Raw genomic sequence first — 17479 nt, 5'->3', positions numbered from 1 at the left:
TCCGGGTTTCGAAGTCCTGAGGGAATTGGGATTGGCACGATGACAAGCAGACACTGGATGGTTATCGCCGTGGGCGCACTGCTATTGCTCGCCGAAGACGCCCAAGCGGCGGTCAGCGGGCAGATCAATGCGCGGCTGACCCTCATCGCCGGGTGTGAAGTGACCAATGGCGCCAGCCCGGTCAGTGATGTCGGCAGGCTGGATTTCGGCCAGCAAGGCCCGACCTGGACCAACCCGATCAAGGCCAGCCTTAGCGACAACACTGCGGGCAAACTCAATGTCGCCTGCAACCCTTCGGTCACCGGGTTCACCGTCACCATCGACGGCGGCGCCCATGGCGACGGCACCACCCGGCGCCTGAGCAATGGCAGCCAGACCCTCACCTATCACTTGTTCCTCGATGCCTCTGGCAGCCAGAGCTACAGCATCGGCCAACAACACAATTTCGCTGTCACCAGCACGGGCCAGATACCGATCCCGGTGTTTGGCGCAGTGGTGGCGAATACCCGCGCGGTTCCGGCCGGTGTCTATACCGACACCCTCACGGTGACGCTCGATTGGTAAACCCGTAGAGGACGGACACCATGCACATGCTCGTATCAAGGATAGGTTTGTCATTGCTCGGCCTGACGCTGGCGTCCAGCGCCGTCGCGGCCACCACGGTCACTGGCCAGATCACCTCCAGCCTGACCCTGATCAGCAGTTGTCAGGTCAACGGCGCCGGTGGTTCCAGCGGTCTGAACTTCGGTGCCTTGAACTTCGGCACGGCCAACAGCCTGTTCACCACCGCTGACGCCCAGGTCTTGGGTGGCGGTGGCGGCGCGCTGTCGATTCTGTGCTCCAGTGGCACCACCCCCACGGTGAAAGTCCGGGCCGGCAGTCATGACGGACTGTCCACTGGCGGCACCCGTGCCTTGGCCGATGGCAGCGGCAACTTCGTGCCCTACGACTTGTACACCGATTCCGGTCACTCGCAGATCCTGGCCATCGACGGGGTGATCAACCTCGCGGCCAGCACCGGCGTGGCGCAGACCGTCAACATTTACGGCCGGGCCGTGGGCAAGGCCGGGTTACCGGCCGGGGTCTACTCCGACACCGTCGCCGTCGAACTGACGTTCTAGTGCGATGGCCCGCCATGGATGGGCGGCGCTGGTCCTGTTTTGTGCGAGCAGCGTGCCGTTGCCACTGGCGGCGGTGACCAGCCAGAGTTTCCAGGTCAGTGCCACGGTGACGGCCGGCTGCCTTGTTGTGGGAGGGGTGTCGAACTACGGCAGCCTGAATTTCGGTAGCCGCTCGGCCCTGGCCAGCAACACGGTGCAGGTGGCGTTGACCGGTGGCGTGCAGTTGCAATGCACGCCGGGGGTGACGCTGAACATGACGGTCGATGGCGGCCAGTACAACAGCAGCGGGCGGCATATGCAGCTCACTACCGGTAGTAATCGAGTGGCGTATTCGCTGTTTCGCGATGCGGCGTTCAGCCAAAGCCTGGGGATCGGCCAGAGCGTGGCGGTGGCCTACACCGATGCGAACAACATCAGCCTGCCGATTTACGGACAGGTGCTATTGCCGGGCAATCAGCCTGGGGGGACGTACAGCGATGTGCTGCAGGTGCAGTTGTCGTGGTGAGGTGGCGTTTTGAAAAGGAGTGGGCAAATGGGGTCGCAGGTCTTGCGCAGCATGGTGTTGGCGCTGGTGTTATTCGGGGTGGCCAAGGTACAGGCCGCCAGTTCGGTGCTGATCTGGCCGATCGATCCGGTGCTGGAGGCCGATCAACAGGCCAGCGCCTTGTGGCTGGAAAACCGTGGTAGCGAGACGGCCAATTTGCAGGTGCGGGTGTTTGCCTGGAGCCAGAGTGGCTTCAGTGACCAGTACCAGAACCAGCGCGACGTGATCGGCAGCCCGCCGGTGGCGAAGATCGAGCCGGGCCAGAAACAACTGGTGCGCCTGACCCGCACCCGGGAAATCCCGCCGGGGCAGGAACTGGCCTACCGCATCATCATCGATGAAATCCCCTCGGCGACACCGCCTGCGGCTGAAGACGGCAAGACCGCGGCGGCGATCCGTTTCCAGATGCGCTATTCGGTGCCGCTGTTTGCCTATGGCGCCGGGTTGTGGAGCAAGGAAGACGCGACCCGCAAACGTGATCCAAAAGGCGTGGGCGTACCGGATCTGAGCTGGCGCACCGTGGCAGTGGACGGTCGCTCGTATGTGGAAGTGCGCAACCAGGGCGCGGTGCATGCGCGGTTGACCGATGTTGCATTGAAGCAGGGCGGGCAGAGCAAACCGCTGGTGGAAGGATTGCTCGGTTATGTGCTGCCGGGTGCGGTCATGCGCTGGCCTGCACCGGGAGCGATTGCCGGGGCGTCGGCGTTGCAGGTGCGGGTCAACGGTGCGGCGCAATTGCAAAGCGTTTCTCCAGCGCGCTGACCTGTAGCAGCTGCCTCGCGCTGCTCGACAGCTGCTACCAGGCACTGCAAATGGATTTAGGAGGGCACGGTCCATTGACGGACAAAAGACGCGAATGAGCCAGGGCTGGGCTCGCAGTTTCCAGTGTCCGTTGTGGGCGGCGACCTGCGCTTGCTGGCTGATGATTGTCCCGCGCACCGAGGCCGGCGATTTGCCGCCGCCGCCCAGCGGCATGGAGGCCGTGGCCGATGCACAGTTGTTTCTGGAGTTGGTGGTCAATCAGATGAATACCGGGCGAGTCGTGGCGGTGGAGCAGCGGGGTGGTCGGTTCTTCCTGCCCGCCACGGCGTTGCGCGACAGCGGCATGAAACTGCCGCAAAACCTCAGCGCCGAAGTCGATCTCGACAGCCTGCCGGGCCTGCACAGCGAGTACGACAGCGCCGGCCAACGCCTGTTGCTCAACGTGCCGCCGGACTGGCTGCCGGAACAGTTCGTCGGCAACCGCCAGGCCTACCCACGCACTCCCGCACTCAGCAGTTTCGGGGCCTTGCTCAACTATGACCTGTACCTCAACGACACCGACGACGCCGGCACTTACCTGGCGGCGTGGAACGAAGTGCGGCTGTTCGACAGTTGGGGCACGCTGTCCAACACTGGCCAATACCGCCGCACCTTGTCGGGGGATGCAGTCAGCACGTTGAACAACGGTTACCTGCGCTACGACACCACCTGGCGTTATTCCGATGACGAGCGACTGCTGACCTATGAAGCCGGGGACCTGGTCAGCGGCGCGTTGCCCTGGAGCAGTTCGGTACGACTCGGCGGGGTTCAGCTGTCGAGGGACTTCGGTGTACGCCCGGACCTGGTGACCTATCCACTGCCGCAATTCGCCGGGGAAGCAGCGGTGCCGTCCTCGGTGGACCTGTTTATCAACGGCTACAAATCCAGCAGTGCCGACCTGCAACCGGGGCCCTACACCCTGACCAATATTCCGTTTATCAACGGCGCCGGCGAAGCAGTGGTCGTCACCACGGATGCCCTGGGTCGGCAGGTCTCGACCACGGTGCCGTTCTATGTCACGAGCAGTTTGCTGCAAAAGGGTTTGAGCGATTTTTCCGTGGCAGCCGGTACGTTGCGCCGCGACTACGGCCTCAAGGATTTTGGCTACGGTCCGGGCGTCACCTCCGGCAGTCTGCGTTATGGCGTGAGCGATAACTTCACCCTGGAAAGCCACGCCGAAGCCTCGGACGCCCTGACCCTCGGTGGCTTGGGCGGCAACCTGCGGCTGGGCAATTTCGGCGTGCTCAACACCGCCCTCAGCCAAAGTCAGTTCGATAGCGAAAGCGGCCAGCAATTGAGCCTCGGCTATCAGTACAGCAGCCAGCGCTACAGTTTTTCTTATCAACGTTTGCAACGACGTGACCAATACGCCGACCTGACGGTGATCGACAGTCCTTACACCACCCTGAGCAAACGCAGTGAACAGGCAACCCTGAGCCTCAACCTCGACACCTGGGGCAGCCTCGGTGTCGGCTATTTCGACGTGCGTGCGGCAGACGATTCGCGCACCCGTTTGCTCAACCTGACCTGGAGTAAACCGCTGTGGCGCAACACCAGTTTCTACCTGTCGGGCAACCGCGAGATCGGCGACAGCAATTGGGCGGTGCAGGCGCAACTGGTGATTCCGTTCGACCTGCGGGGCAGCCTGGCCATCAGCAGCGAGCGCAGCAAAACCGGGCAAACCCAGCAGCGGGTCAATTACAGTCGCTCCGTGCCCACCGAAGGCGGGCTCGGTTTCAACCTCGGTTACGCCCAGGGCGACGGCCCGGCTTATCGTCAGGCTGACCTGACCTGGCGCCTGCAATCGGTGCAATTGCAGGCCGGCGTCTACGGCACCAGCGACGCCGAAACCCGTTGGGCAGACGCCAGCGGTTCGTTGGTGTGGATGGACCGTCAGGTGTTCGCCGCCAACCGGATCGACGATGCGTTCGTGGTGGTCAGCACCGATGGTTATGCGGATATTCCGGTGCGCTACGAAAACCAGCAGGTCGGCCAGACCGATCGTAACGGCCATTTGCTGGTGCCGTGGAGCAGCGCCTATTACCGTGGCAAATACGAAATCGATCCGCTGAACCTGCCGGCCAACGTGCGCAGCCCCAACGTCGAACAGCGAATTGCAGTGCGCCGTGGCAGCGGTTATCTGCTGGAGTTTCCGTTGAACCGGGTGATCGCCGCGAGCATCGTGCTGGTGGATGCGCGGCAGCAGGAATTGCCCCTGGGCAGTGGCGTTGTGCATGAGCAGAGCGGCACGCAAACCGTGGTCGGTTGGGACGGGTTGGTGTATCTGGAAAATCTTCAGGCACAAAACAATTTGAGGGTGACCCTGGCCGATGGGAGCACGTGTCAGGTGCAGTTCGCCGTGGACATGCAGCAGCAACAGATCCCGCTGATCGGGCCGTTGGTGTGCCAATGAAGTGGATGCTGATGCTCGCGCTGTGGTTGCCGGGTTCGGCGTGGGCCTTGTGTTCGGTGGTCAGCACCACGCCGGTGGCGTTCGGTTCGTTGAGTTCGATCGCGGTGCGCACTACGTCGCAGTCCAGTTCCACCACCAATGCTGGGTTGAGTTGCACGGGTTCCTTGCTGTCGTTGCTGACCACCAACGATCACTTCTACGCCACCGTCACTTCCACGCAGACCGGGTTGCTCGGCCCGACCGGCGATGTAATCGGCTACACGCTGTACGCCAACAACTCCACCAGTTACCCGCTGACCCGAGGCGTGGCGTTCGACTTCGCGCGCAACGGCATCATCGATGCGCTGGGATTGCTCGGCAGCGTGGTGCCGAAGACCGCGCCGATTTACCTGGGGACGACGATTGGCAGCAACGTCGCGGCAGGGATCTACACGGAAACCCTGAGCATCGCCTGGAGCTGGAATTATTGTTCCGGCATCGGCATTGGCAACGTGTGCCTGGGGCGCGACATCAACAGCGGCAACACCACGTTGACGGTCAATCTGACGGTGGCGAATGACTGCACGATTACCGCGCCGAATATCAGCTTCGGTAGCGCCCCGGTGATCAGTGCGTTTACGCCGGTCACCGGGCAGACCATCAACCTCGCGTGTACCAAGGGCAGCGCCTACACCGTGGGGTTGAGTGATGGTCAGCAGGCGGTGAGTGTCGGCGGGCGACGGCGGATGATTTCCGGGGGGAATTATATGGCGTATGACATTTTCAAAAGCGCGGGTACGACGCGGTGGGGCAGTGTCGGCAGTGCGCGGCGGGCCAGTTCGGATGCCGAGGTGAATCCGGGGAATGGGTTGGGTACGGGGAGTCAGGTGTTCAATTACAACGCAAAAATCTACACCGACCAGACCACACCGCCCGCCGGAACCTATCTGGACAGTGTGGTGCTCGACGTTGGCTTCTAATAATCCGCAATCCCTTGTGGGAGCGGGCTTGCTCGCGAAAGCGGTGTGTCATTCAGCATCAATGTTGACTGACACGACGCCTTCGCGAGCAAGCCCGCTCCCACAGGGGTTTTGCGGTGTTTCGCCGAATGAAACTAGCGCTCAATACTCCGATTCCACCGCGCATTCCACGTCGGGCGCTGTTCGTTCACCTGGTCCCAATCAATCGCAATCGCCGTGTCCAGATACTTTTTCATCGCTTCAACCTGGCCACGGGTTTTATCGGTGGTCGGGGTGTTGGGGTTGGACGGAATCTGGTCGCCATCTTCAAGCGCAGCGGCTTGCGCGTCCGGGGTCAGCAGGAACGCGGCGAGTTTTTGCGCCAGTTCCGGTTGGGTGTTGTTGGCGATCGCGCATTCGGCGACGTTGAGCACCACGGCGCCTTCTTTCGGCTGTGCATATTCCACCGGCATGCCCTTGAGTTTCAGTGCGGTGACTTGGGTCGGGGTCAACGGGAACAGCGCCGCTTCGTCGGTTTGCAACATTTCCGAGATCTTCGCCGAGCTTGGGATGTACTCCAGCACATTGCGCCCCACGGTGTTTGGCCAGGCCTTGAAACCCGGTTCAACGTCGGTTTCGCTGCCGCCCTGAATCCGGTTGAACATCAGGAAGCCGTGCAGGCCGAAGGTCGAGGAGGCCATCGACTGGAACACCACTTTTTCCTTGAAGCGCGGGTCGGCGAGGTCCATCCACGAAGTCGGCGCGGCCCAGCCTTTTTCCTTGAACAGACGCGTGTTGTACGCCAGACCGGTAACGCCGAGGCTGACCGCCACGGCTTCATCCTTGATCCGGCCCTTGGCCGGGATTTGCGCCAGGGTCGGGCTGTCTTCGAGCTTGTCGCACAGGCCCATGGAGATGGCGCGGTACATGATGCCGTCGTCGAGGAACATCACGTGCAATTGCGGGTTGCCCTTGCTGGCCTGGACCTTGGCCAGGATGTCGGCGGAAGTCCCCGGCACGATCACGACTTTGACGTTGTTGGCTTTCTCGAACACCGGCAACACCTTGTCGGCGTAGAGCCGCTCCATGGTCCCGCCGTTCATGCCCAGGTAAAGCGTCGGTTCGGCCTGGGCCTGGGTGACGTTGAGCAGGGCGCCCATGCAGGACAATCCGAGCAGTGCAGTACGTTTGAGGTTATTCATTGGCGCGACCTTCCTCTATCAAGCAACGGAGATGGAGTGAAACCGGGTGATGGAAAACGCATCCAGCGACGTTTTTGACGCGCCGCTGCAGATGATCTCGGTGAGCGCCAGGCCCACCGCCGGGCCGATCTGGAAACCGGCGCCGGCAAAGCCAAACCCGTGCAACAGACCGGGTTGGGTGCCGCTGTGCCCGATCACCGGTTGGCGGTCGGGCAGATAACCTTCGGTGCCGCTCCAGGTGCGAATCGCCTGGGCGCCTTCAAGAAACGGGTAGAGTTCGACGGCCTGGCGGAGGATTTCCAGCACCGCGTTCTGGCCGGGGCGCGCGCGGGCGTCGTCGAGGGCGAAACCCTGGCCGCCGCCCAGTACGCAGTTGCCGCGAGCGACCTGGCGGGCATAGATGCCACCGCCCTCGACCCCGGTGCTGGCGTTCATCACCAGCGGCAACGGTTCGGTGACCAGCATCGCCGGGTGCCCGGCGTGCATCGGCACCGCTTCGCCGAACTGTTCGGCCAGTTTGCCGGCCCAGGCCCCGGCGCAATTCAGCAGCCACGGCGCCCGCAGTTTGAGGCCGTGCGCGGTGCTGACGTGAAAGCGCTGACCATCGTGCTCGACCTGGGTCACGGCGCATTGCTCATGAATTTGCGCGCCGTGTCGCCGCGCCGTTTGGGCGAAGGCCGGGGACACCAGCCGCGGGTTGGCGTGACCGTCATCGGGGCAGAACGACGCGCCGGCCGCCACATCACCGACCCATGGGAACCGCGCGCGCAGTTCGTCACGTTCGAGGATCTGTAAGTCGAGGCCGAAACCCTGGCTGCTGACGGCGTAGTCCTGCAAGGCGCGCAGATCGTTGAGGCTGCGGGCCAGTTTCAGGTGACCGCTGCGCTGGTACTCGCCGTCGATGCCGATCAACTGCGGCAGTTGGCCCCACAGTTCATGGGCCTGTTGTGACAGCGGTAGTTGCGACAACGGCCGGCCCTGACGCCGCACGCCGCCGTAGTTCACGCCGCTGGAGTGGGAACCGCAAAAGTCCCGTTCCAGCAACGCCACGCGGCGGCCCGCCTTGCTGAGAAACAGCGCGGCCGAGGCGCCGACAATCCCGCCGCCAATGATGATGGCATCGACTTCGATCATGGCTCGACCTCCAGGCCAAATGGCAGGGGTTTGATTGGTGACTGGGCGCGCAGTCGACCGATCTCCGATACGGGGCGCTGACTTTCGCACGCGATAATTTCTGCGGCAGCGGCGCCACACATCCGGCCTTGGCAGCGACCCATGCCGACCCGGCAATGGGCCTTGACCCGGTTGATCTCCCAGTGACCTTCGCGCACGACTTGGCGGATTTCGCCGGCCTGCACTTCTTCGCAGCGGCAGACGATCAGGTTGTCGGCGGTGTTGGCGGCCCAGTCCTCGGGGAAGACGAAGGCTTGCTCCAGGGCTGTGCGGAAGGTGCCGATCCGTGCCAATGAGTGTTCAAGCGCGGCGGGGCGCTCAGGCGGGATCAGGTAGCCGCTGTCTTCGAGCAGGGCCAATGCGGCGCGTTCGCCGGCCATTTCGGCGGCGTCGGCGCCCATGATCCCGGCGCCGTCGCCGGCCAGGTAGACCTCGGCGACACTGCTGCGACCGGCGCTGTCACGTTGGGGCAGCCAGGCGCGGTTGAGCGGGTTCCAGGTGAACTCGCAGCCGAGCAGATCGGCGAGTTGGGTTTCGCTGCGCAAACCGTGGGCGAAGGCGACGGCGTCGCAGTCGATTTGCTGTGAGCCTTTTGCGTTGCGCCAGTTCAGGGATTTCACTCGTTGTTCGCCGTTGAACTGGACCAGGCTGGCACCCTGATGTACCGGAATACCGTGGGCGGTCAGCCAACTGCGGTAATAGAGGCCTTTGGCGAGGGTTGCCGGTTGCGAGAGCAGACCGGGCAGGGCGCGGGCCTGGGCGCTGAAGGGCGAGCTGTCGAGCACTGCCACGACGTTCGCGCCGGCCTTGGCGTATTGATAGGCGACGAGGTACAGCAACGGTCCGCTGCCGGCGAACACCACCCGTTCACCGATGGCGCAGCCCTGGAACTTCAACGCAATCTGCGCGGCGCCGAGGCTGTAGACCCCCGGTAGCGTCCAGCCTGGCACCGGCAGAACCCGGTCAGTGGCGCCGGTGGCGACGATCACCCGGGAGAATTCGAGACGTGTGGCGCGACCGTCATGCAAGGTATCAAGGGCACCGGCCTCGGCGTTCCACACCAGCGTGTCGGGGCGGTAGTCGAGTTGTTCGCGCAGCTCGTCGATTGCTTGATGAATCGCCATGGCCTTGCGCGCTTCAAAGCCATACAACTTGACCGCCGAACGCTTGAAATTCGCCGGTTGTCGCCGATAAATCTGCCCACCGCCGCGCGCGGCCTCGTCCAGCAGAATCGGACGCACGCCATGCGCCACTAGCGTCTGCGCAGCACGAATCCCGGCAGGGCCAGCCCCCACAACAATCACCGGACTCATACAAAACCCCCTGTGGGAGCGGGCTTGCTCGCGAAGGGGGCGGCACATTCAACAGGGATGGTGGCTGACACAACGCCTTCGCGAGCAAGCCCGCTCCCACAGTGGATCTCGGTTGGCTGCAAAATTTGTGAACGACGCTGAACCCTTGTGGGAGCGGGCTTGCTCGCGAAGAGGGCGGCACATTCAACAGGGATGGTGGCTGACAGATTGCTTTCGCGAGCAGGCTCGCTCCCACAGTGGATCTCGGTTGGCTGCATTATTTGTGGTCGACGCAAAACCCCTGTGGGAGCGAGCCTGCTCCCACAGTGGATCTTGGTTGGCTGCAAAATTTGTGAACGACGCTGAACCCTTGTGGGAGCGGGCTTGCTCGCGAAGGGGGCGGCACATCCAAAAGAGATGGTGGCTGACACAACGCCTTCGCGAGCAAGCCCGCTCCCACAGTGGATCTCGGTTGGCTGCAAAATTTGTGAACGACGCAAAACCCTTGTGGGAGCGGGCTTGCTCGCGAAGGGGGCGGCACATTCAACAGGGATGGTGGCTGACACGACGCCTTCGCGAGCAGGCTCGCTCCCACAGAGGATCTCGGTTGGCTGCATTATTTGTGGTCGACGCAAAACCCCTGTGGGAGCGAGCCTGCTCGCGAAGGAGGTGGCACATCTAACAGGGATGGTGGCTGACTGATTGCTTTCGCGAGCAAGCCCGCTCCCACAAAGGATCCCGGTTTGGCAGGTGGATTGGGTGTTCATACTGAGCGCCCCGGTTCGCGGTTGATCTGTTGGCCGGGTTCGAGCAGGGTCGAGCAGGCGCGCACCCGGCGGCCGTCGCCCAGGCGTACCCAGCAATCCTGGCACGCGCCCATCAGGCAGAAACCGGCGCGGGGTTGGGCGCTGAAGTCGCTGCCGCGCAGGTGGTCGCTGCAGGTCAGCACCGCGGTCAGCACGGTGTCGCCGAGCAGGGCGGTGGCCGGTTGGCCGTCGAGGACAAAGTCCAGGGCCGGGCGGTCGCCTTCGGCCAGTCGTTTCAGCAGAGCCATGGCGCCCTCATTGTTTGCCCACCAGAACCCGATCCAGGCCATAGACCCGGTCGAGCAGAATCATCGTCAACGCCGTCAGGCCAATTACCAGTGCCGACACCGCCGCCATCATCGGGTCGATGGATTCGGTGGCGTACACGTACATCCGCACCGGCAGCGTTTGCGTCGCCGGCGAAGTCACGAAAATCGACAACGTGACCTCATCAAAACTGTTGATAAACGCCAGCAACCATCCCCCGGCGACCCCCGGCAAAATCATCGGCAACGTGATTTGCTTAAACAGCGTGAAACGCCCGGCGCCCAGGGATTGCGCGGCGTGTTCAGCGCTGCGATCCAGGCCAATCGCCGACGCCAGCACCAGCCGCAGCACATACGGCGTGATCACCAGCACGTGAGCGAAGATCAGCCAGCCGAAGCTGCCGTTCACGCCCATCAGCGCAAACAGCCGCAGCAATGCCACCCCCAACACCAGGTGCGGAATGATGATCGGCGACAGGAACAACCCATTGAAAAAGCCCCGTCCAGGAAACTCGTAACGGGTGATGGCCAGCGCCGCCGGCACCGCAATCAGCGTCGCCAAAGTCGCGGCGCAGAACGCCAGGATCAGGCTGTTGTAAAACGCATCGACAAAATCAGCCCGCTCGAACACCGCGCGAAACCAGCGCAGGGAAAAGTGCGTGGTGGGCAGGCTCAGGGTGTTTTCCGGGGTGAAGGCCACCAGGCACACCACCACCAGTGGCGCGAGCATGAACAGCACCACCAGGGCATGAAACAGCAGGGCGAAAGGACCGTTCTTGGACATGACGAGTTATCCCAATGACTTCTTGTAGCGGCCTTCGATCATCCGGTTCCACGACAGCATGATCAGCAGGTTGAGCAGCAGCAGGGCCACGGCAATCGCCGCGCCCATCGGCCAGTTCAGCTCCGACAGGTATTGGTCGTAGATCAGCGTCGCGACCATTTTCAGACGACGTCCGCCGAGCAATCCGGGAATCGCAAAGGAACTGGCGGCGAGGCCGAACACGATCAAGGTGCCAGACAACACGCCGGGCATGATTTGCGGCAGCACAACTTTGCGCATCACCGTGAGGTGGCTGGCACCGAGTGACAGCGCGGCTTGCTCGGCGGCCGGGTCGAGTTTCTGCAGCGAGGTCCAGACCGGAATGATCATGAACGGCAGCATCACGTGGACCAGCGCTATCACCACCGCGAACGGCGTGTACAGCAGCTTCATCGGCGAGCCGCCGAAGGCTTGCAGGGTCTGGTTAACCAGGCCATCGGCGCCGAGCAACAGGCTCCAGCCGAAGGCGCGCACCACCACGGAAATCAGCAGCGGCGTGAGGATCAGGATCAGGAAAATCGAACGCCACGGCGCGCCCATGCGACTGAGGATGTAGGCCTCGGGCACACCGATCACCACGCATAACAGGGTGGTCAGGCCGCTGATCCAGAACGTGCGCAGGAAGATCTCGTAGAAGTACGGATCGCCCAACAGGCTGCTGTAGTGATCGAGGGTGTAGGCGTCGCCGTTGATCCCCGAGCTGTAGTCGAACACGTTGAACGACAGCACCAGCGTCAACAGTAAAGGAATGACCAGCAGGCACACGTACAGCGCCAGCGCCGGTGCCGACAGTAAATAGCCTTGGCGCCCCTGACGAATCGAAGCGAACAGACTCATGCCGACACCTCATCGACACTCAGCACCCGCAGCAGCGCCGCGTCCCAGTCCAGGCCTACCGCCGTGCCTTCGGCCAGCGGTGCCGAGCCGTCGTTGCGGCGCACTACGCTGAGTTCGCCGAGGGTCGTGGAGACGCCATACAGCCATTGGCTGCCGAGGAAGAAACGGCTGACGATGTTCCCCGGCAAGCGACCCTGACCGGCATCCCGCAGATCGATTTTTTCCGGGCGCAGGCTCAGGGTCAGGTCGCCGCCGCTGCGCACCTGAACCACACCGGCACTGTCACGCTCGCCAGGCAGCAGATTGGCTTTGCCGACGAAGCCGGAAATGAACTCGGTGCGCGGGTGTTCGTACAGGGTGTACGGCGCGTCGATCTGGGTGATGCGCCCGGCCTGCATCACCACGACGCGATCGCTGATGGACAGCGCTTCGGACTGGTCGTGGGTGACCATCAGCGTGGTGATCCCGACTTCACGCTGGATGCGGCGGATCTCGAACTGCATCTCTTCGCGCAGGTTGGCGTCGAGGTTGGACAGTGGCTCGTCGAGCAGCAGCACCGGCGGTTCAATCACCAGTGCGCGGGCCAATGCCACGCGTTGGCGCTGGCCACCGGACAACTCCCGTGGATAGCGTTCGGCGTGCTGGTCGAGGCGCACCAGTTTCAATACCCGCGCCACCCGTTGCTGCAATTCGGCGTTGGGCACTTTGCGCATCCGCAGGCCGAAGGCGACGTTGTCCTGCACGCTCATGTGCGGGAACAACGCATAACTCTGGAACACCACGCCCAAGCCACGACTGGCGGGTTTGGCGTGGGTGATGTCGCGACCGTCGAGCACGATGCGTCCGCTGCTGACTTCGACGAAGCCGGCAATCATTTGCAGGGTGGTGGTTTTGCCGCAACCGGAAGGGCCGAGCAGGGAGACGAACTCGCCTTTCTCCACCGAGAGGTTGGTGGCGACGACCGCGTCGATTGCGCCGTAGCGTTTACCGAGGTTTTCAAGTTGCACGAATGCCATAGCTGCGCTCCACCTGAGATTGTTATGCGCGGCCTGGGGTCGCGCTTTTTTGTATGGGCAGATACGAAAGGATGATGCGGGGTGCGTTGGCGCTCGACGTGGGTCGGCTGCCGCTGTTGTTCGAATCGCCCCTGTATGGACGCAGAGTAGGACGAAGAATAGGATGGGCTCAATGGCCTATTTCACTGAAGCGATGACTATTTTCAGTTTCATTCAGTGAGTAAATTTTTAATCGAGAAAACCCATGCCTGATTCCACTGAGCGGAATGAAAACAAAAATGAAGTCGGTGTCGGCGCCGTCTCCCGGCTGTTTGCGGTGCTGCGCAGCCTCGGTGATACGGTCGAGGGCGGTGAGCGCGTGACGCAACTGGCCCAGCGCATCGGTCTGTCGCAACCGACGACCCATCGTTTGCTGCGCAGCCTGATGGACGAGGGCATGGTTGAGCAGGATGCACGCAGCAAACGCTATCGCCTGAGCCTGGATTTCTTCGCCCTCGCGGCACGTGCCGGCAACACCGGCAACCTGCGGGAACTGGCGCGCCCGGCGTTGTTGCGGCTGTCGGCGTCGTTGGGGGATTCGTTGTTTCTGCTGGCGCGCAGTGGCTTTGATGCGATCTGCCTGGATCGCAGTGAAGGGCCGTTTCCGATCCGCACGTTTACCGGCGACATTGGCGGGCGCGTTGCGTTGGGTGTCGGGCAGGGCAGTCTGGCGATTTTGGCGTTTCTGCCGGAAGAAGAGCGGGACACGGTGATTCACTACAACCTGCCGCGACTCAAGGATTTCCATTTGTATGACGAGGTGTTCCTGCGTTCGGAAGTCGAGAACGTACGGGCGCTGGGCTATGCCGGGCGCAATACCGGCGTATTGCAAGGCATGGCCGGGGTGGCGGTGCCGATTCTGGATCGTGACGGGCGGGCGGTGGCGGCGTTGAGTGTGGCCACTGTCAGTGATCGATTGGGACCGGATCGGTTGCCGACGGTGGTGGAAATGCTCAAGCGCGAGGCGGCGTTGATCGGGCCGCGGATTAATCCGTTTGATCCTTTGCTGCGCAGGCCTTCGCAGGTGTTTGGCCAGAACTGACACCACCCAATCCCCCTGTGGGAGCGGGCTTGCTCGCGAATGCGGTGTATCAGACACGTAAGTGCCGACTGACACACCGCCTTCGCGAGCAAGCCCGCTCCCACAGGGGGATTTGTGGTGTTGTCAGAACTGTACGGTTTGCTTGAGCATCCGCGCCGCCGCCGTATCGCTCGGGCTGACCATCGCGTAGTTGTACCCGGCCCCCGACCAATACTCGGCCTGCAATTCCCCATCACTGCGACTGCCCCGGGGCAGCAGGTAATTTTTCGGCCCCGGCGGACGCACATAGAAACTGATCTTGTGTCCGCCCTGATCCTCGTAGACCACCATCGCCGCCGGCCCTTGTTCGGTGCTGAGCAAGCGCCCGCTGACCGGTTTGAACCCGGCGTTCGCCAAATCCGGCAAGCGATGGGCCTGGGTGAAGTAACGGTCGAGCCAGCCCTGGATATCGCCGTTGTCGCTGACCTTGTAGTCCGCCGGCAACATGCCTTGCTGGGCAAACAACCGGTAAGCCTGCATCGCATCGGCCATCGGCGCCTGGGTGCTGAGCAGGGTCATCTCCCGCGCCTGCCAGCCACTGATCCCGCCAATGCCGACTGCAATCAGCAACACCGCCGCGCTGGCCAGGTGTCGCCGGGACTGACGTTTGAGGCGTTGGCGAATCAACGCCGGATCGAGTTCCGGGTTGGCCGGTTGCTGCAACGCACCGCCAAGGGCCGCGCGCAGTTGCTGGGCGTCGTGTTGCCAGGCGCGTACTTGCTCGGAAATTTCAGCGTTAGTGGCGAGAAAAGTCTCCACCAGGCGTCGGTCGGCATCGCTGAGCTGGTGATCGACGTAGGCGTGCAGGTCACGCTCACTTGGGGGCATGCTGATCATTTGAGTCTCCGCAGGGAAGGGCGGCTGATTTCGCCGTCGCTGAGTTCGCGCAAGGCCTGGCGGGCGCGGGACAGGCGGGACATCACGGTGCCAGTCGGGACGCCGAGAATCTCGGCGACCTCTTTATAGGTCAGGCCTTCCACCGACACCCACAGCAGCAGTGCGCGCTGTTCGGTGTTGAGCTGGTCGAAGGCTTGCAGGGTGGTCTGGGCGATCACGCTGCGCTCGGCCGAGGGGTGCGCATCGTCACGGCCGGTAAAGAATTCGAGCATCCGCGCATAGCGCCGGGAGCGCCGGTGAGCGTCGAGAAACTGCCGGTACAGAATCGAAAACAGCCAGGCGCGCAAGTCGCCGTCGGGGCGTTTATCGCTCCAACTCGACAGCGCCCGCTCCAGGCTGGCCTGGACCAGATCGTCGGCGCTGCTGGAATTGCGCGTCAACGACACGGCAAACCGGCGCAATCTGGGAATGATTTCTCTCAGCTGTTCGTCGATATCGTTCATGAGTTTCTGACTAGTCACTACGCTGTGGACTAGGAAGACGCCCGGGATTCGAGGTTATTCCACGTCGGTAAAAATAAATACCGGCCGATGGAATAAAGCTGCGCGGGGTGCGTCTGCTTGGTTCTTCTCACTTGTGGCCGATGGCCCTGGAGTCTTTCATGGTAGATCGCTCATCACCGCCCACCCGGCCACCCTTGAGTGCCGCGAGCCTGACGTTGCGCCTGGCCGGCATCGCCGTGATCGTCGCCGCCGTGGCCGGGGCTTTTGCCTACGTCAACGGCACCTTCGACCCACAGCGTCTGACGCCGAAAAAACTGATCAATGTGCTGGAAACCAACAACGGCGTGCATCCGGGCTTCCGGCGTAACCACTCCAAAGGCGTGTGCGTGATCGGGCATTTCGAGAGCAGCGGCGAGGCGCGCAGTTATTCCACCGCCCAGGTGTTCAATGAGCCAAAGACCCCGGTGGTCGGACGTTTCGCCTTGCCGGCCGGCAATCCCTACGCGCCGGATTCTGCGGTGCCGATCCGCAGCCTGGCGTTGCGTTTCACCCAGGCCAATGGCCAACAGTGGCGCACCGGGATGAACAGCATGCCGGTGTTCCCGGTGGGCACGCCCGAGGCGTTCTATCAACTGCAACAGGCGCAGTCGCCGGACCCGGCCACGGGCAAACCGAACCCGGCGTTGGTCCCGGCGTTCTTTGGCTCGCATCCGGAAGCCGGGCCGTTCCTGGCCTGGATCAAAACCGCCAAGCCGTCGGCCAGTTACGTGACGGAAACCTACAACAGCGTCAACGCGTTTTACCTGGTGAATGCCTCCGGGCAGAAGCAGGCGGTACGTTGGAGCATGGTCCCGGTGGCTCAGGACGCGGCGGGTGCCACGGCGCCTGAAGGCAGCGATTTCCTCGAAAAAGACCTGGTGCAACGGATTTCCGCAGGGCCGCTGCGTTGGCAGTTGAACATCACCCTGGCCAATCCCGGTGATCCGGTGAATGACGCCAGCAAGGCCTGGCCTGAGGGCCGCAAAGTCTTGAATGCCGGGACTTTGGTGCTGGAAGCAACCCAGCCGCAATTGAACGGCGAGTGCCGCGACATCAACTACGATCCGCTGGTGTTGCCGGCCGGGATCGAAGGCTCCGACGACCCGTTGCTCGCCGCACGTTCCGCCGGTTACGCCAGTTCCTACTTGCGTCGCACCAGCGAAGTCAATCAGTTGCCCGCCGCCAAACAGGAGGCTCAATAATGAGCGCCCAACCCAAGCATTTCGTCCCGCTGGCGCGCTTGCTGCACTGGCTGATGGCACTGATGGTCATCGCGATGCTGTTTATCGGCGCGGGCATGGTGGCCTCGGTGTCCGAGCGGCATGAGTGGCTGATCCATCTGCACAAACCGTTGGGCATTGCGATTTTGCTGTTGGTGATCGTGCGCCTGGCCGTGCGATTTTCCACGCAGCAACCACCGCTGCCGGCAGACCTGCCGGGCTGGCAGGTGCTGGCGGCCAAGGCGTCCCATGTCTTGCTGTACGCGTTGATGCTGATTTTGCCGCTGCTCGGTTGGGCGATGATTTCGGCGGCGGGCGACCCGGTGATGCTCAGCAATTCGTTGCAGTTGCCATCGATTGTGCCGGCGAATGCGCAGGTGTTCGCGGTACTGCGCAAGGCCCATGGGTACCTGGCGTATCTGTTGTTCCTGACCGTGCTGCTGCATTTGGCGGCGGCGTTGTTCCATGGCTGGGTGCGTCGTGATGACGTGCTGGACAGCATGTTGCGGGGCAAGGATCGCGGTTGAC

At 62.7% G+C, this 17479-nt stretch carries 18 protein-coding genes; 9 read left to right on the top strand and 9 right to left on the bottom strand.

Translation table 11 applies throughout. The features are described from left to right. Window positions 1-39 precede the first annotated feature (39 nt). The 6 genes from ACIQY3_RS13845 to ACIQY3_RS13820 all read left to right on the top strand — a co-directional run bounded on the left by ACIQY3_RS13845 (window position 40) and on the right by ACIQY3_RS13820 (window position 5838). The gene (locus tag ACIQY3_RS13845; RefSeq protein ID WP_403020169.1) at window positions 40-564 is read left to right on the top strand and encodes a spore coat U domain-containing protein; all 525 of its coding nucleotides are present in this window, start codon (window positions 40-42) and stop codon (window positions 562-564) included. A 20-nt stretch (window positions 565-584) separates the two neighbouring features. After that, window positions 585-1121: a spore coat U domain-containing protein gene (locus tag ACIQY3_RS13840; RefSeq protein ID WP_403020166.1), complete on the top strand. Its 537-nt coding sequence runs from the start codon at window positions 585-587 to the stop codon at window positions 1119-1121. A 4-nt stretch (window positions 1122-1125) separates the two neighbouring features. Beyond that, window positions 1126-1626: a spore coat U domain-containing protein gene (locus ACIQY3_RS13835; protein WP_403020163.1), complete on the top strand. Its 501-nt coding sequence runs from the start codon at window positions 1126-1128 to the stop codon at window positions 1624-1626. Between the two features lie 27 nt (window positions 1627-1653). Next, complete coding sequence (locus tag ACIQY3_RS13830; protein ID WP_403020160.1) at window positions 1654-2427, top strand: molecular chaperone; 774 nt, start codon at window positions 1654-1656, stop codon at window positions 2425-2427. 94 nt (window positions 2428-2521) lie between these two features. Then, complete coding sequence (locus ACIQY3_RS13825; RefSeq protein WP_403020156.1) at window positions 2522-4879, top strand: fimbria/pilus outer membrane usher protein; 2358 nt, start codon at window positions 2522-2524, stop codon at window positions 4877-4879. Continuing rightward, complete coding sequence (locus ACIQY3_RS13820; RefSeq protein WP_403020152.1) at window positions 4876-5838, top strand: spore coat protein U domain-containing protein; 963 nt, start codon at window positions 4876-4878, stop codon at window positions 5836-5838. Before ACIQY3_RS13825 ends, ACIQY3_RS13820 begins: the two co-directional genes overlap by 4 nt. A gap of 134 nt (window positions 5839-5972) precedes the next feature. Here ACIQY3_RS13820 and ACIQY3_RS13815 read toward each other — a convergent pair whose 3' ends face one another. The 7 genes from ACIQY3_RS13815 to ACIQY3_RS13785 all read right to left on the bottom strand — a co-directional run bounded on the left by ACIQY3_RS13815 (window position 5973) and on the right by ACIQY3_RS13785 (window position 13232). After that, entirely contained in the window at window positions 5973-7019 is a 1047-nt protein-coding gene (locus ACIQY3_RS13815; protein WP_403020149.1) for an ABC transporter substrate-binding protein, read from the bottom strand. A gap of 18 nt (window positions 7020-7037) precedes the next feature. Beyond that, entirely contained in the window at window positions 7038-8153 is a 1116-nt protein-coding gene (locus ACIQY3_RS13810; RefSeq protein WP_403020146.1) for an NAD(P)/FAD-dependent oxidoreductase, read from the bottom strand. Next, window positions 8150-9505, bottom strand: coding sequence for an FAD-dependent oxidoreductase (locus tag ACIQY3_RS13805; RefSeq protein WP_403020142.1), 1356 nt, complete (start codon window positions 9503-9505; stop codon window positions 8150-8152). The genes ACIQY3_RS13810 and ACIQY3_RS13805 overlap by 4 nt, the downstream gene beginning before the upstream one ends. Window positions 9506-10247: 742 nt before the next feature. After that, a complete protein-coding gene (locus ACIQY3_RS13800) occupies window positions 10248-10538 on the bottom strand; it encodes a (2Fe-2S)-binding protein (protein ID WP_290026390.1) in 291 nt (96 codons plus the stop codon). 7 nt (window positions 10539-10545) lie between these two features. Continuing rightward, on the bottom strand, window positions 10546-11340 hold the full coding sequence (locus tag ACIQY3_RS13795; RefSeq protein ID WP_403020138.1) for an ABC transporter permease: 795 nt from the start codon (window positions 11338-11340) through the stop codon (window positions 10546-10548). Between the two features lie 6 nt (window positions 11341-11346). After that, a complete protein-coding gene (locus ACIQY3_RS13790) occupies window positions 11347-12216 on the bottom strand; it encodes an ABC transporter permease (RefSeq protein ID WP_054053786.1) in 870 nt (289 codons plus the stop codon). Next, window positions 12213-13232, bottom strand: coding sequence for an ABC transporter ATP-binding protein (locus ACIQY3_RS13785; RefSeq protein WP_403020133.1), 1020 nt, complete (start codon window positions 13230-13232; stop codon window positions 12213-12215). The genes ACIQY3_RS13790 and ACIQY3_RS13785 overlap by 4 nt, the downstream gene beginning before the upstream one ends. 244 nt (window positions 13233-13476) lie before the next feature. On the opposite strand from ACIQY3_RS13785, the gene ACIQY3_RS13780 reads away from it, so the two are divergent. After that, window positions 13477-14313, top strand: a complete 837-nt coding sequence (locus ACIQY3_RS13780; protein ID WP_403020131.1) for an IclR family transcriptional regulator — start codon at window positions 13477-13479, stop codon at window positions 14311-14313. A 123-nt stretch (window positions 14314-14436) separates the two neighbouring features. On the opposite strand, the gene ACIQY3_RS13775 is transcribed toward ACIQY3_RS13780, so the two are convergent. Together ACIQY3_RS13775 and ACIQY3_RS13770 are read right to left on the bottom strand one after the other, a co-directional pair. Further along, the gene (locus ACIQY3_RS13775) at window positions 14437-15189 is read right to left on the bottom strand and encodes an anti-sigma factor family protein (RefSeq protein ID WP_403020128.1); all 753 of its coding nucleotides are present in this window, start codon (window positions 15187-15189) and stop codon (window positions 14437-14439) included. Next, on the bottom strand, window positions 15186-15692 hold the full coding sequence (locus ACIQY3_RS13770) for a sigma-70 family RNA polymerase sigma factor (RefSeq protein WP_403020126.1): 507 nt from the start codon (window positions 15690-15692) through the stop codon (window positions 15186-15188). Before ACIQY3_RS13770 ends, ACIQY3_RS13775 begins: the two co-directional genes overlap by 4 nt. A 158-nt stretch (window positions 15693-15850) precedes the next feature. Between ACIQY3_RS13770 and ACIQY3_RS13765 the strand changes: the two genes are divergently transcribed. After that, window positions 15851-16933, top strand: a complete 1083-nt coding sequence (locus ACIQY3_RS13765; RefSeq protein ID WP_403020123.1) for a catalase family peroxidase — start codon at window positions 15851-15853, stop codon at window positions 16931-16933. Beyond that, complete coding sequence (locus ACIQY3_RS13760) at window positions 16933-17478, top strand: cytochrome b (protein WP_163913700.1); 546 nt, start codon at window positions 16933-16935, stop codon at window positions 17476-17478. The genes ACIQY3_RS13765 and ACIQY3_RS13760 overlap by 1 nt, the downstream gene beginning before the upstream one ends. Window position 17479 lies beyond the last annotated feature (1 nt).

The sequence above is a fragment of the Pseudomonas sp. NPDC096950 genome (assembly GCF_044762525.1).
GTDB lineage: Bacteria > Pseudomonadota > Gammaproteobacteria > Pseudomonadales > Pseudomonadaceae > Aquipseudomonas.
Note: the sequence above shows the minus strand (reverse complement) of the source record. Positions and strands in the feature narration are given on the sequence as shown.